Here is a 12,952-nt window from a genome sequence, read left to right as displayed (position 1 = left end):
GAGAGCACCCTTTCCCCGGGCTGTGATTTCTCTGAGAAACCCACAGGGACTTCTCAGGAACCTCCTGGACACGTCCCGGGGCCGGTCCCGGCCGGGCTCTTTGCGGCCCGGGTCAGCCTTCGGGCAGCCCGAACAGCCGCGCCCCGTTGTCGTGGCACACCGCCCGCAGCCACGCGTCGCCCAGCCCCAGCCGCTCCAGCGCGTGCAGCTGGTGCAGGTAGGGATACGGGATGTTGGGGAAGTCCGACCCGAGCAGGACGCGGTCGCCGAGGGCGGCCAGCCGGGGCAGGGCCCGCCGGGGGAAGGGGGCGAGCCGCTCGCTGAAGTCGGTGAACGCCATGGTGGTGTCCAGCCGTACCTCGCCGTACCGTTCGGCGAGGTCCAGGAAGTCCTCGTACTCCGGCATCCCGAGGTGCGCGACGACCAGCCGCAGCCGGGGGTGCCTCGCCAGTACCCGCGCGATCGGCCCGGGCCCGGTGTGCTTGCCCGGCGCGGGCCCGGAACCGCAGTGGATCACCACCGGGACCCCCGCTTCGGCGAGCAGCCCCCAGGCCCCGTCGAGCAGCTCGTCGGCCGGGTCGTACGCGCCCACCTGCACGTGTGCCTTGAAGACCCGGGCCCCCGCCTCGACGGCCCGGCCGACGTACGCCTCGGCGCCGGGCTCCGGGAAGAGGGTGGAGGTGTGCAGGCAGTCGGGTGTCCGGCGGGCGAAGTCCACCGCCCAGTCGTTCAGCCACTGCGCCATGCCGGGCTTGTGCGGGTACAGCATGGCGGTGAAGGCCCGCACGCCGAACTCCCGGAGCAGCGCCGTCCGTTCCTCCTCCTCCCTCCGGTAGGTGATCGGCCACTCCACCCCGCCGGTCAGCGGACCGAGCGCGTCGAAGTACTCCCAGACCTTGCGCAGCACCCGCTCGGGCATGAAGTGCGTGTGCACGTCGACGAGGCCGGGCAGCCCGAGCCCCTCCCAGAAGCCACGGACCTGCCGGAGCTCCTCCGGACCGGCCCCCGATATGCGCTGATCACTCATGCCGACCACGATCTCCCCGGAGGCGGGGCCGGGTCCACCTCCCGGCCGAAGGGAACGCCGGCTCAGAACAGGCCGTCCTGGACCCCGGCGGCCCCGGTGAACTCCCGCACGGGGACGGCGCACCGGTCCCCCTCGGCGGCGAGCAGCTCCCACCCCGGCATCAGCCGCGTGTCGAGCACGACGACCCCCCGCTCCGTCGCCAGGTGGAGGTCCGGCCCGGCGACCGCCACCAGCTCACCCCCCACCGCGCCTCCCGCCACCAGCCCGGTCACCTCACCCACGGCTCCGCGCCCCCGGTCCCCCTGCCCGAGGCCGAACGCCCGCATGTGGTCCACGGCCCGGAACGGCTCCGGCGCCAGCGACTCCGGCCAGCCCACGAGGGCCACCGCCCGCCCGTGCAGCTCGGCGATCTCGGCCGCCCGTTCCCCCTCCGTCCCGGGCAGTGCGGAACGCACCGCCCGCTTCCGGGCGTACGGGATCCGGTCGGGCACCCGCAGCGCGGCCCGCAGCAGTTCCTCGGTCCGCCGCGCGGCCATCAGCGGCCCGGTCCCCAGCCAGCTGAAGCACACCGCCCCCTGTTCCAGCAGCCGCGCCGGCCCCCTTTCGGCCCCGGTGATCCCCACCTTGACGAGCCCGGGCCCGAACCACGCCAGATACACCCGGTACGGCCGGGGGTCGTCGGCGATCGTGTCGGCGGCCACCGAGTGCGCCCGGTCCAGCCGCGCGCACTCCTCGCACCGCGCCCCCGTGCTCCGCCCCGGCACGGCCTCCCCGGCCGGACAGGCATGCCCCCGCGCCCCGACACACGTCCGCACACCTCCTGCCGCGACGCCGAAGGCCACCCGCTTCCCCCTGGTCAGCGCGCTGCGCCGGCCACCGACCCACGTCAGCACGGGGCTGCCCTCCACCCACCGCAGCCCCGCGCACTTCCATGCCTGTGCCATCACCCCGAGCGTACGAGCCACCACTGACAACGCCGCCGGGGTGACATGCATCACAGAAAATATACGACCGTCCGGAACAACCGTCCCCGTCCGTCCAATTTATCCCGGCGGAATCTGCCGGAAGAGAAGGCGGCGGGAAAGGGTAATCCGGAAAAAATAAGCCCCCATTTTACGTGGCCTATAAACTCGTCGGAATTCCGGCCATCCTGCGCGATGCGCGGTGGCCATTCCCCCTTTCTCCCGCCAGGCCCGCAGGAAAGGTCCTCAGTGAAGCTTCGCCGTTCCCTCGTCGTGGCCGCCGCCGTCGCGGTGGTCACGCCCGTCGCGCTCCTCGCCGCCACCCCGGCACTCGCCGCCGGGACACCCACGGCGCAGACGCAGAACCAGCCGACGTACGCGGAGTTGGTGAAGGCCGCCACCGACACGCAGAAGGCGTACGAAGAGGCCGTCACCGCCAGGGAGGAGGGCAGGAAGAAGCTCGAGGCCACCCTGGACTCCCTGGATTCCGACACTCACCCGCTCAAGGCGGCCGCGATTACCGCGGAAAAGGCGGCCAAGGACGCGGCGGACGCCAGAACCGCCGCCGAGCAGGCCGTCGCGGACGCCGAGGCCGCAATCGAAGCGGCCGAGAACGAGACCGAGAAGGCCGAGGCGCGGCAAGCCCTCGAAACCGCCGAGGCCGACCTGTCGAAGGCCGTCGAGGCCAAGCGGAAGGCCGACGCGACGGCCGAGGCGGCCCAGACCGCGCTGGACGACGCCAGGGTGGCGGCCGTCCGCGAGTACGGCGCCCTCAAGGCCACCCTCGACAAGGCCCTCGAGGCCAGGAACGCCGCCGAGGCCGCGCTCGCCGCCGCCAAGAAGTGCGTCCGCGAGAACGGGCTGACCTCGCTCGCGGTGGGACTGCCGTCCGAGGTCGTCGCCGGGACCACCGTCGACTTCACCCTCCGCGTGACCAACGGCACCGCGCGCACGCTGACGGTCGACCCCCTGGTCTTCTTCCACGTGGAGGGCGAACGGGCCGACGCGAAGAGCGTCTTGGAGGTGGAGTGGTCCAACGGCTCGGGCTGGCAGCCCCTTCCCGCCGACGGGTCCGTCCACATCGCGCACATCGACGTCATGAAGCCGGGCGAGCGCAGCGACGTGAAGCTGCGGATGACGGTCGGCTCCGAGGCCCGGACCACCGACGCCTTCGCCCTGTTCGCGGGCGACGCCTCCGACGCGTACAACCCCTGCGTCCTGGGCCCGATGAAGCGCTACGACTTCGAGGTCCTGCCCGCGGGCAGCGAACCCGGCCCGGTCGACGACGCCGAACCCGGCCGGCCCGACGAGAACGACGACGAGCGTCCGGACACCACGAAGCCCGGCACGGGCACCGGCACCGGCACCTCGGCGCAGGGTGGCACGTCCACGCAGTCCGTGGCCACGGGCACGGTCACGAGCACGAGCACGAGCGGCAGCCTCGCCGAGACCGGAGCTTCCTCCACGACGACGCTCGCCCTCACGAGCGCCCTCACCGCCGCCCTCGGCGCCGGCGCGGTCTTCGCCGTACGCCGCCGCGGGGCCGCGGACGACGCCTGATCACTCGCTCACCGAGCCACGAAGGTCCGGGCCCCGGGGAATTCCCCGCGGGGCCCGGACCCGGCAGCGCCGCTGCCCGACGCGAAAACGACGAAGGCCCCGGATCGCTCCGGGGCCTTCGTCCTGTGTGCACTCGGCAGGATTCGAACCTGCAACCTTCTGATCCGTAGTCAGATGCTCTATCCGTTAAGCTACGAGTGCTTGTCTTTTTCTGTTTTCCCGCCGCTCCCGGTCCTTTCGGCCCCGCTCGCGGCGACAGGAAGAACATTACATGACTGCCGCCGTCATGTGAAATCCGATTGCCACACCCCTTGTGACCTGCGGAAACGCCACCACAGGCGCGACGGAGCGCCAACCGGACCCGGACGACGACGAAGCCCCGGCCGTCAGGGCCGGGGCTTCGTCGGTCAACTGCGGAGGCGGAGGGATTTGAACCCTCGATGGGCTTTAAGACCCAAACCGCATTAGCAGTGCGGCGCCATAGACCGGACTAGGCGACGCCTCCAGACAACATCACCTCTCGCGTGCGAGCGCGAGTGGTGCGTGCCGATGATGACACAGATGAGCGCGCTGTCACCAATCGACGTCCACGGTACTAGGCAGGCGGGCCGCAGGGCAAAGCCCTTGGGGCGTGGTCGCGCAACGTCCGGGCGGACGGGGCGTTAGTCAGGTCATGCTGCCGATCACCCGATCCCTCGCCGCCCGCCTCCTCGGCGCGGCCGCCGTGTCCGTCGCCGCCTTCGTCTCCCTGGCCGCCGCACCCGCGGCCGCGTCCGCCGGCGCCGGCACGCTGATGCCACCGCCGGTCCGCGACGAGGACCGGGCCGGCGACCACCTGACGGTCACCGTCCGGGACGCCGGGGCGGGCGCCGACGGGACGTACGAGCTGTACTGCCACCCCGGCGGCGGCAGCCACCCCGACCCGGCCGGCGCCTGCGCCGTGCTCGACCGGGACACGCGCTGGGGACAGGACACCTTCGCGGCGGTCCCGGAGGACAGCGTCTGCACCCTTCAGTACGGCGGACCGGCCACCGCGCACGTCACCGGCACCTGGGCCGGGCGCCCCGTCGACGCGCGCTACGACCGCGGCAACGGCTGCCAGGTCTCCCGCTGGGACCGCATGGTGCCCCTGCTGCCCGATCTGCGGGCGCCCGCGGGGGCGTAGCCGGGCCCGGGGCGGTATCCGGTCACACGTTCTACGTCACTTCCTCGTGCGACCTCCCTGCCATCCCGACCCGCCGACCGGGCCCAGCGCATAGACTCCCTCGCGTGACACGCTGCGGGCCGATTGGCAAGATGGCCCAGGCGGTCGGCAAGTGCGGTAACAGGAGGGAAGCGTCTCGTGAGCAGCAGGCCATCCCGAGGCGCTGCTCGCCTCGCAGCCATACTGGACGCCCTGCCCGACGCGTTGGTCCTGGTCAACGCCAACGGCACCGTCGTCAACGCGAACACCATCGCGCTGGAGGCCTTCGAGGCGCCGGGCACCGCCCTGGTCGGGCGCGGGCTGCTGGACCTGCTGCCGCAGTTCGACTCGCGGCTGATCCCCGGGTCCATGCGGCGGCCGGACCACATCGACCCGCGCGCGCGCACGAAGCCGACGCGGATGGTCGCCCGGCGCACGGACGGCACCGAGTTCCCCGTCGAGGTCGCCAGCGCCAATTTGGAGAACGGGCAGCAGGCCTACGACGGCTACGGCTACACCGGCGACGAGCTGCTGATGCTCGTCGTCCGCGACCTCACCGGCACCGTCGACACCGAGGCCGAGCTGGCGCGTTCGCAGCGGCAGACCGAGATGATCCTGCGGGCCGCCTCCGAGGGCGTCGTCGGCACGGACACCGACGGGCGCATCGTCCTCGTCAATCCGGCCGCCGCCCAGATCCTGGGCTACCGGGCCAGCGACCTCGGCGGCCGTGAGCTGCACACCCTCGTCCTGCACTCGCGTGCCGACGGCTCCCCCTTCCCGTACGACGAGTCCCCGCTCGCCGACACCCTGCGCTCCGGGCGCAAGCACCGGGTGCGCGGGCAGGTGCTGTACTCCAAGAGCGGCGACAAGCTGCCGGTCGACCTGACGACCGCGCCCGTGCGCGACGGCGACCAGCTCGTCGGCGCCGTGATGACCTTCACCGACCGGCGGCCGTACGACGCCCTCGTCAAGGAGCACGAGGAGGCGGAGCAGCGGCACGCCGAGGAGCTGGAGCGGCTCTCCGAGGAGCACGGTTCCGAGCTGACCGCGCTGCGCCAGCAGCACGTGACCGAGCTGGAGGAACTGCGCGAGAAGCACGCGGAGGAACTCGCCGCGAACGAGGACCGCTACGCCGCGCTCGGCGAGCGGGAGAAGGACCGGTACGAGGCGCTCGCCGCCCGGCACGAACAGCTGCTCACCCTCCTCGGGACCTCCCTGCGGGGGCCGCTGGAGGAGCTGCGCCAGGAGCTGGCCGCGCTCGCCGCCGACGACGCGGGCCAACTGTGGCCCGAGGCGAACCAGGTGCTCCACCACCTGTCGGCCGGCTACACGCGGATCACGACCCTCATCGACAACGTCCTCGGGTACCAGCGCCTCGACGTCGGGAACGAGAGCGTCTCCCGTACGAAGGTGATGCTGGACGCCGTCGTCGCCTCCGGTGTCGACGGGGCCGTCGAGCTGATCGGCCCGGGACGGGTGCAGTTCGCCGTGCACGCGCCGCCCATCGAGGCCGAGGTCGACCCCCGGCTGCTGGCGACCGCGCTGGCGCATCTCGTCGCGGACGTCGCGGGCGTCGACGCGACCGGCAACACGCCGGTGTCGGCGGGCGGTTACCTGGACAACACCGTCGTCGTGGCGGCGGCGCAGCGCGGCGAGGTCGTGCGGATCGAGGTGCGCGGGCCGTACGCCGGGGGAGACCCGGTGCACGAGCCGATCGTGCGCGGGATCGTCCGGGCGCACGGCGGTGTGCTGCAGACGCACGAGGTGCCGGGCATGAGCGGCAGCGCCTACGTCCTGGAGGTGCCGATCGGGGGCGGGGCGGGTGCCGTCGCGGTCGCCCCGGCCGCCGAGGCGCCGACCGCCGCGGACGTGGCACCGGACACGCCGGCCACTCAGGAGGGGCCCGCCGCCGGCGGGCGGCGACGGGCCCGGCGGGCTTCCGTCGACGCCTTCCTGGAGAGCGAGGTCGAGGGCCCGTCCGCCGAGGCTGCCGACGGTGCCGCCGGCCCCGAGGCGGAGAACGGCACGCCCACCGGGCGGCGCAGGCGGCGGGCGGCCGGGGAGCCGGCGCCGGCTCCCGTCGCGCTTCCGGCCCAGGCGGCCCCGGCCGACGGTTCCGGCGGTACCGGGCGACGGCGGGGACGGCCCGCGGAGGGCGCGGGCGCCGACGGGGACGGCCCCGGGCCCGAGGCGTCCGCCGGTGTGTCCGAGGGTGCCGTCGTCATGGCCGCCGAGCATGCCGCGGGCGCCGCGGCCTCCAACACCGGTCTGGGCGGGACCGTACCGCCGCAGGGCGTGCCCGCGTCCCCGCAGGGCGTGCCCGGCGGGCCGCAGGCCCTGCCCGCGCCCGCCGGACGGCGTGCCCGGCGGGCCGGGGACGAGCAGCACGCGCTGCCCCCCGCGCTGCCCGCGCAGGCCGGCGAGCCGGATCCGGACGACGCGTCGCGGCCGACCGGACGCCGACGGCGCGCCCTGGCCTCCGCGAACGAGCGTGCCGCCGCGCAGGAGGCGGCGCCGCGCCAGGTGTTCGCCCTGCCGCCCGCCGAGGCCGACCGGCCGTCCGACGACGCGCCGGAGACGACCGGCCCCGCGGCCGCCGCGAACGCCGGGCAGGCCGCCCAGGTGCCGGGCCCGGCCGTGTCCGGCGACGCGCTGATCGACGCCGGCCGGCACGACGCCGTGCCGCACGACCAGGCCGACGACCACACTCCGCCGCAGCCGCACCCGACCGAGGCACCGACGGGACGCCGCCGCCGGGCGGTCGCCGCCCCGCCGGCACAGACGGCGCAGGCGCCCGGCATTCCCGCCCAGGGCGGTGCCGTGCAGGGTGCGCCCGTGCCCGGGCAGGGTGCCGTGGTGCCCCCGCAGGGCGCCGCCGGTCAGGGCGCGCCCGCGCCGGAGGCCACGCGTGAGCCGGCCGCCCCCGCCGCACCGGCCCAGCCCGCCGGACCCGCCGGACCCGCCGAAGGCGACGAGGTCACCGCGGCCGAGGCCGCCGGGCCCCCTGCCGGTGCACAGACCACCCCGTCCGCCCCTGCCCCCGCGCCGCAGCCGTGGCCCGCGGTCGCCGTGCCGCCGGGTGCCCCCGTGCCGCCCGGCGGTACGCCCCCCTCGCCCGCCCCGTCGGGCGCCACCGACACGCCCGCCCCCGTGCCCGCGCCGGCCGTCCCGGTCTCCACGCCGAGCCGGGGCACCCCGCTGCCGCCGGAGAACGCGCCGCGCGTGGCCCAGCCGCTGCCCGCGGAGGCCTCCGCCCCGGTCGACCCGAACTCCACCCAGGGACGGGCCATCAGCGTGCGGACGCTCGGCCAGGGCGTGCCGTTCAACCGGCAGGCGCTCCAGGTGCAGCAGACGTCGGCCACGCCACCGCCGCACCAGCCGGGCGGCTCCGGCCGGCGCCGCAAGCTGGGCACCCCGCCCGACCCGGCGGCCGCGGCACGCCCGGAGCAGGCGGCCCGCCCGCATCCGGCGGCGGACCAGCCGGCCGTGCCCGCGCAGCCGAAGGCCCCCTCCCCGCAGACGCAGACGCAGGAGTCGCCGGCCGGCGGACAGCCCCGGCTCGCCCCGACGACCGAGGGCGCCGGACGGTCGTACGCCATAGGGGCGCCGGACCGGAACGCCGCCGAGGGACCCGAGCCGCTGGACGGGCCCGGCGGAGCCGTGGAGGTGGCCGACCCGCCGCGTCCGCAGCCGATGGACGACGAACTCCCCCCGGAGCCGCTGGACAACCCGCGCCGGCTGCTGGTGTGGCCCGCGCCGGACGTCTCCACCCAGCAGGCGCTCAGCGACCGCGGCTACCGGCCGGTGATCGTGCACTCGCGCGAGGAGGTCGACGCGCAGATCGCGGCCTTCCCCGCCGCGCTGTTCGTGGACCCGCTGACCGGGCCGATCACGCGTACGGCGCTCCAGTCGCTGCGGCAGGCGGCGGTGGCGGCCGAGGTGCCGGTGCTGGTCACGGCCGGGCTCGGGCAGGCGTCGCGCGACGCCGCCTACGGCGCCGACCCCGCCGTGCTGCTCAAGGCGCTCGCGCCCCGGGACAGCGAGCAGCATCCGCCGCGCGTCCTGCTGATCGAGGAGCACGCGGAGATCGCGCTGGCGCTGACCTCGACGCTGGAGCGGCGGGGCATGCAGGTGGCGCGGGCGGCGAGTGACGCCGACGCGGTGACGCTGGCGGGCCAGTTCCGGCCGAACCTGGTCGTGATGGACCTGATGCGAATGCACCGGCGCCAGGAGGGCTTCGCCGGGATCATCGACTGGCTGCGCGCGAACGGGCAGCTCAACCGCACGCCGCTCGTCGTCTACACCGCCGCCGTCGACCAGGCCGACCTGCCGCGGCTGGCGTCCGGGGAGACCGTGCTGTTCCTGGCGGAGCGGTCCACCAGCGGCGAGGTGCAGTCCCGGATCGTCGAGCTGCTCGCGCGGATCGGGACCAACTGACGCCGCGCTAGCCGGAAACGATCCTGCGCGCCGCCTGCTTGATCGAGGCGCGCAGGCGGTCGGCGTCCGTGCCGTCGCCGCCCACCAGGATGCGTTTCATCTGGGGCACGACGGTCGCCCAGTTGGCCAGGGCGACCAGCAGGAACAGCAGATCGGGGGCCGGGATGGCGTCGGTGATCACACCGCGCTCCTGGCCGTCCCGCACGGCGGCGACCTTGCGGGCGTAGTGGGCCTGGCGTTCGGCCTCGTGGGGCAGTTCGGCGGCGCCGTACTCCATGCCCTCCCAGAAGAGCAGGCGCAGCAGCTCGGGATGGGCGGCGTGGTAGTCCAGCAGGCGGTCGATCCAGCCCTCGATGTCGTCCGGGTCGACCGGGACGGAGATCGCGAGGTCGAGCATCTTCTTCTCGAGGACGGACGCGAACAGCTCGCCCTTGCTGCCGTAGTAGGCGTAGATGAGCTGCTTGTTGGCCTTGGCCTCGGCCGCGATGCGGTCGATGCGGGCGCCGGCGATGCCGTGGCGGGCGAACTCGGCGACCGCCGCCTCGAAGATCCGTGCCTTGGTGGCCTCGGGGTCTCTTGCTGCCATGGGGACAGGGTAGCGGGACGACGTCGGTAACCAACCGTTTGGTTGACAGGATCGGGGAATGCCGAGCAGACTCCGGGAGTTCCTTCCAACCAACCAGTTAGTTGTCAGTGCTCGAAGGAGTCGCTCCGCTCATGTCGTCACCGTCAGCCACCGCCCGGACCGCGCCGGAGGAGACCCGCGTCGCGCCGCGGGAGACGCCGCCCGCCTCCTCCCGCCTCCTCCTCCCGCTGATCGCCGTCTGCACCGCCGTGACGGCCGCCAACATCTACCTCGCGGCGCCGCTGCTCCCCCTCATCGCCCGCGACTTCGGCTCCACCCCGTCGGCGGTGGCCTGGCTCGCCTCGGTCGCGCAGTTCGGGTACGCGGCGGGCCTGCTCTTCTTCGCCCCGCTCGGGGACAGCGTGAACCGGCGGCGCCTGGTCGCCGTCCTCGCGCTGGTCGCGGCGGCCTCCCTGGTCGCCGGCGCGGTGGCGTCCGGGACCGGCGCGCTCGCGGCCGCCGTCCTCGTCGCCTCGGCCGCGACCGTCGTCCCGCAGCTCCTGGTCCCGCTGGTCGCCGAGCGCGCGCCCGCCGACCGCAGGGCGCGTCACGTCGCGGCCGTCATCGCGGGTCTGTTCACCGGCATCGTGGCGGCCCGGGTGCTCGGCGGACTGGCCGGACAGGCCTTCGGCTGGCGCGCCGTGTTCGTGGGGGCGGCCGTGCTGACCGCCGTCCTGGGCCTGGCGACCGCCCACGTCCTGCCCGCCGAGGGGCGCCGGCGGCAGGGCGCGCTGTTCTCGGGGCTCACCTCGCTGCCCGGCGTGGTGCGCCGCTCCCCGGACCTGTGGCGGGCGTGCGTGCGCCAGGCGGGGATGTACGGCGCCTGGAGCGCCCTGTGGACCTCGCTGGCGCTGCTCCTCACCGAGGACGGCGGCTACGGTCTCACCACGGCCGCGGCCGGCCTGTTCGGCCTGTTCGGGCTGGCGGCGAGCGTCGTCGCGCCGCTCGCGGGGGGCCTGGTCGACCGGTTCGGCGCCGCCAAGGTCGTCCGGACCGCGTATCTGCTCGCCGCCCTGTCGGTGCCGCTGTTCTGGCTGGGCGGGCAGGTGATGGCGGCCCTGTGCGCGGCGGCGGTCCTGGTGCACGCCGCCCTGGTCGCCTCCCACGTCGCCAACCAGACCGTCGCCCTGACCACCACGTCCGCCCCGGCCACCGCCAACACCGCGTACGTCGTGGCCGGCTTCGCGGGCGGCGCGCTGGCCTCGGCGCTCGCGGGACCCGCGTTCGGCCACTGGGGCTGGGGCGGGGTCTGCGCGGTGGCCGGGGCGTGGCTGGCCCTGGGGTGGTCGGCGGCGGCCGTACGGAAGCGGTGAACGGGGACGGCGGGACCGGACCGGCGTGCGGGACCGGCCCCGCCGGGTGGCGCGGAAGGTGCGGGTGCGGGGAGACCGGGCGGGCCGCCCGGACTCCCGGCGGGCGTCAGAGCCGGGTGACGTCCAGGCCGCCCTCGGCGTACTGCCTGCGCAGCACCTTCTTGTCGAACTTGCCGACGCTCGTCTTCGGCACCGACTCGATGACCGTCCAGCGCTCCGGGAGCTGCCACCTGGCGATCCTGCCGTCCTCGGCGAGGAAGGTGCGTAGGGCCTCGAATCCGACGCTCGCGCCCTCCTTGAGGACGACGGTGGCCAGCGGGCGCTCGCCCCACTTGTCGTCGGGGACGGCGACGACCGCGGCCTCGGCGACGTCCGGGTGGGACATCAGGGCGTTCTCCAGCTCGACGGAGGAGATCCACTCGCCGCCGGACTTGATGACGTCCTTGGCCCGGTCGGTGAGGGTGAGGAAGCCGTCGGGGGAGATGGTGCCGACGTCGCCCGTCTTCAGCCAGCCGTCCTCGCTGAACTTGTCGGCGGGGCGCAGCGGCTCGGCTCCGGGGCCGTTGTAGTAGGCGCCGGCGATCCAGTTGCCGCGGACCTCCAGCTCGCCGGCGGACTCGCCGTCCCAGGGGAGGCGCTCGCCGCCGGGACCGGTGAGGCGGGCCTCGACGCCGGCCGGGAACCGCCCCTGGGTGAGGCGGTAGGCGAACTCCTCCGGGGTGCCGACCGCGTGGGCCGGCGGCCGGGCGATCGTGCCGAGCGGCGAGGTCTCCGTCATGCCCCAGGCGTGGCAGACCCGCATCCCGAGCCGGTCGAACGCCTCCATCAGGGACGGCGGGCACGCGGAGCCGCCGATGGTGACCTGGGTGAGCGAGGAGACGTCCCGGGGCCGCGCGGTCAGCTCGGCGAGCAGGCCCTGCCAGATGGTGGGGACGGCGGCGGCGTGCGTCGGACGCTCGCCCTCGATCATCGCGGCGAGCGGCGCGGGCTGCAGGAAGCGGTCCGGCATCAGCATGTTGACGCCGGTCATGAAGGTGGCGTGCGGCAGGCCCCAGGCGTTGACGTGGAACTGCGGGACGACGACCAGGGAGGTGTCCTGGTCGGTCAGGCCCATCGACTGGGCCATGTTGACCTGCATGGAGTGCAGGTAGATCGAGCGGTGGCTGTAGACCACGCCCTTGGGGTCGCCGGTGGTGCCGGAGGTGTAGCACATGGCGGCGGCGGCCCGCTCGTCCAGCTCGGGCCAGTCGTACACGGCCGGCTTCCCGGCGATCAGGTCCTCGTACTCGTGCACCTGGACGGAGGCCCCGGCCAGCGCGGAGCGGTCGCCCGGCCCGGAGACGACGACGTGCTCGACCGTCTTCAGGTGCGGCAGCAGCGGGGCGAGCAGCGGCAGCAGGGAACCGTTGGCGATCACCACCCGGTCGGCCGCGTGGTTCACGATCCAGGCCAGCTGCTCGGCCGGGAGGCGGAGGTTGAGGGTGTGGAGGACCGCGCCCATGGAGGGGATCGCGAAGTAGGCCTCGACGTGCTCGGCGTTGTTCCACATGAGGGTCGCCACGCGTTCGTCGTCGCCGACGGCGAGGTCCTCGCGCAGGGCGTGCGCCAGCCGGGCGGCGCGGGCGCCGATCTCGGCGAAGGAGCGGTGGTGCGGCTCGTCCTCACCGGTCCAGGTGGTCACCTGCGAGCTGCCGTGGATCGTCGACCCGTGGGTCAGGATCCTCGATATCAGCAGCGGTACGTCCTGCATCGTGCTCAGCACGGTGTCCTCCCGGGGCGACATTGCCTACGCGGCGGTAAGGGTTGCGCTGATTCTGCGCACATACCGCGCGGTATGTCACTACT

Annotated in this window: 8 protein-coding genes and 2 tRNA genes; 4 read left to right on the top strand and 6 right to left on the bottom strand. The window is 74.4% G+C overall.

Annotation, left to right across the window (positions count from 1 at the left end; genetic code table 11):
• Positions 1 to 112: 112 nt before the first annotated feature.
• Positions 113 to 1,027, bottom strand: coding sequence for an amidohydrolase family protein (locus ACFWJB_RS02530; protein ID WP_386919791.1), 915 nt, complete (start codon positions 1,025 to 1,027; stop codon positions 113 to 115).
• 62 nt (positions 1,028 to 1,089) lie between these two features.
• Positions 1,090 to 1,971: a DUF2797 domain-containing protein gene (locus ACFWJB_RS02525; RefSeq protein ID WP_386919789.1), complete on the bottom strand. Its 882-nt coding sequence runs from the start codon at positions 1,969 to 1,971 to the stop codon at positions 1,090 to 1,092.
• A gap of 267 nt (positions 1,972 to 2,238) precedes the next feature.
• On the opposite strand from ACFWJB_RS02525, the gene ACFWJB_RS02520 reads away from it, so the two are divergent.
• Positions 2,239 to 3,549 carry a hypothetical protein gene (locus ACFWJB_RS02520; RefSeq protein ID WP_386919787.1) on the top strand — a complete coding sequence of 437 codons (1,311 nt, stop codon included), beginning with the start codon at positions 2,239 to 2,241 and terminating at the stop codon, positions 3,547 to 3,549.
• Positions 3,550 to 3,677: 128 nt separating this feature from the next.
• Here ACFWJB_RS02520 and ACFWJB_RS02515 read toward each other — a convergent pair.
• Together ACFWJB_RS02515 and ACFWJB_RS02510 are read right to left on the bottom strand one after the other, a co-directional pair.
• Positions 3,678 to 3,750 (bottom strand) — tRNA-Arg (locus tag ACFWJB_RS02515).
• Between the two features lie 213 nt (positions 3,751 to 3,963).
• Positions 3,964 to 4,054: transfer RNA gene (locus ACFWJB_RS02510), tRNA-Ser, on the bottom strand.
• Positions 4,055 to 4,222: 168 nt separating this feature from the next.
• On the opposite strand from ACFWJB_RS02510, the gene ACFWJB_RS02505 reads away from it, so the two are divergent.
• Both ACFWJB_RS02505 and ACFWJB_RS02500 read left to right on the top strand, forming a co-directional pair.
• Positions 4,223 to 4,714, top strand: coding sequence for an SSI family serine proteinase inhibitor (locus tag ACFWJB_RS02505; RefSeq protein ID WP_386919785.1), 492 nt, complete (start codon positions 4,223 to 4,225; stop codon positions 4,712 to 4,714).
• Positions 4,715 to 4,891: 177 nt separating this feature from the next.
• Positions 4,892 to 9,169, top strand: a complete 4,278-nt coding sequence (locus tag ACFWJB_RS02500; RefSeq protein ID WP_386919783.1) for a PAS domain-containing protein — start codon at positions 4,892 to 4,894, stop codon at positions 9,167 to 9,169.
• A 7-nt stretch (positions 9,170 to 9,176) separates the two neighbouring features.
• Here ACFWJB_RS02500 and ACFWJB_RS02495 read toward each other — a convergent pair whose 3' ends face one another.
• Positions 9,177 to 9,755, bottom strand: a complete 579-nt coding sequence (locus ACFWJB_RS02495) for a TetR family transcriptional regulator (protein ID WP_386919781.1) — start codon at positions 9,753 to 9,755, stop codon at positions 9,177 to 9,179.
• 131 nt (positions 9,756 to 9,886) lie between these two features.
• Here ACFWJB_RS02495 and ACFWJB_RS02490 point away from each other — a divergent pair, with 131 nt between their 5' ends.
• Entirely contained in the window at positions 9,887 to 11,107 is a 1,221-nt protein-coding gene (locus tag ACFWJB_RS02490; RefSeq protein ID WP_386919779.1) for an MFS transporter, read from the top strand.
• A gap of 106 nt (positions 11,108 to 11,213) precedes the next feature.
• Here the strand turns inward: ACFWJB_RS02490 and ACFWJB_RS02485 are convergent, their stop codons facing one another.
• Entirely contained in the window at positions 11,214 to 12,890 is a 1,677-nt protein-coding gene (locus ACFWJB_RS02485) for a long-chain fatty acid--CoA ligase (protein WP_386919777.1), read from the bottom strand.
• Between the last annotated feature and the right edge of the window lie 62 nt (positions 12,891 to 12,952).

The organism is Streptomyces sp. NPDC127100 (assembly GCF_042724095.1).
Taxonomy (GTDB): domain Bacteria; phylum Actinomycetota; class Actinomycetes; order Streptomycetales; family Streptomycetaceae; genus Streptomyces.
The sequence above is the reverse complement of the archived record's forward strand: the minus strand, read 5'-3'. Positions and strand labels throughout refer to the sequence as shown.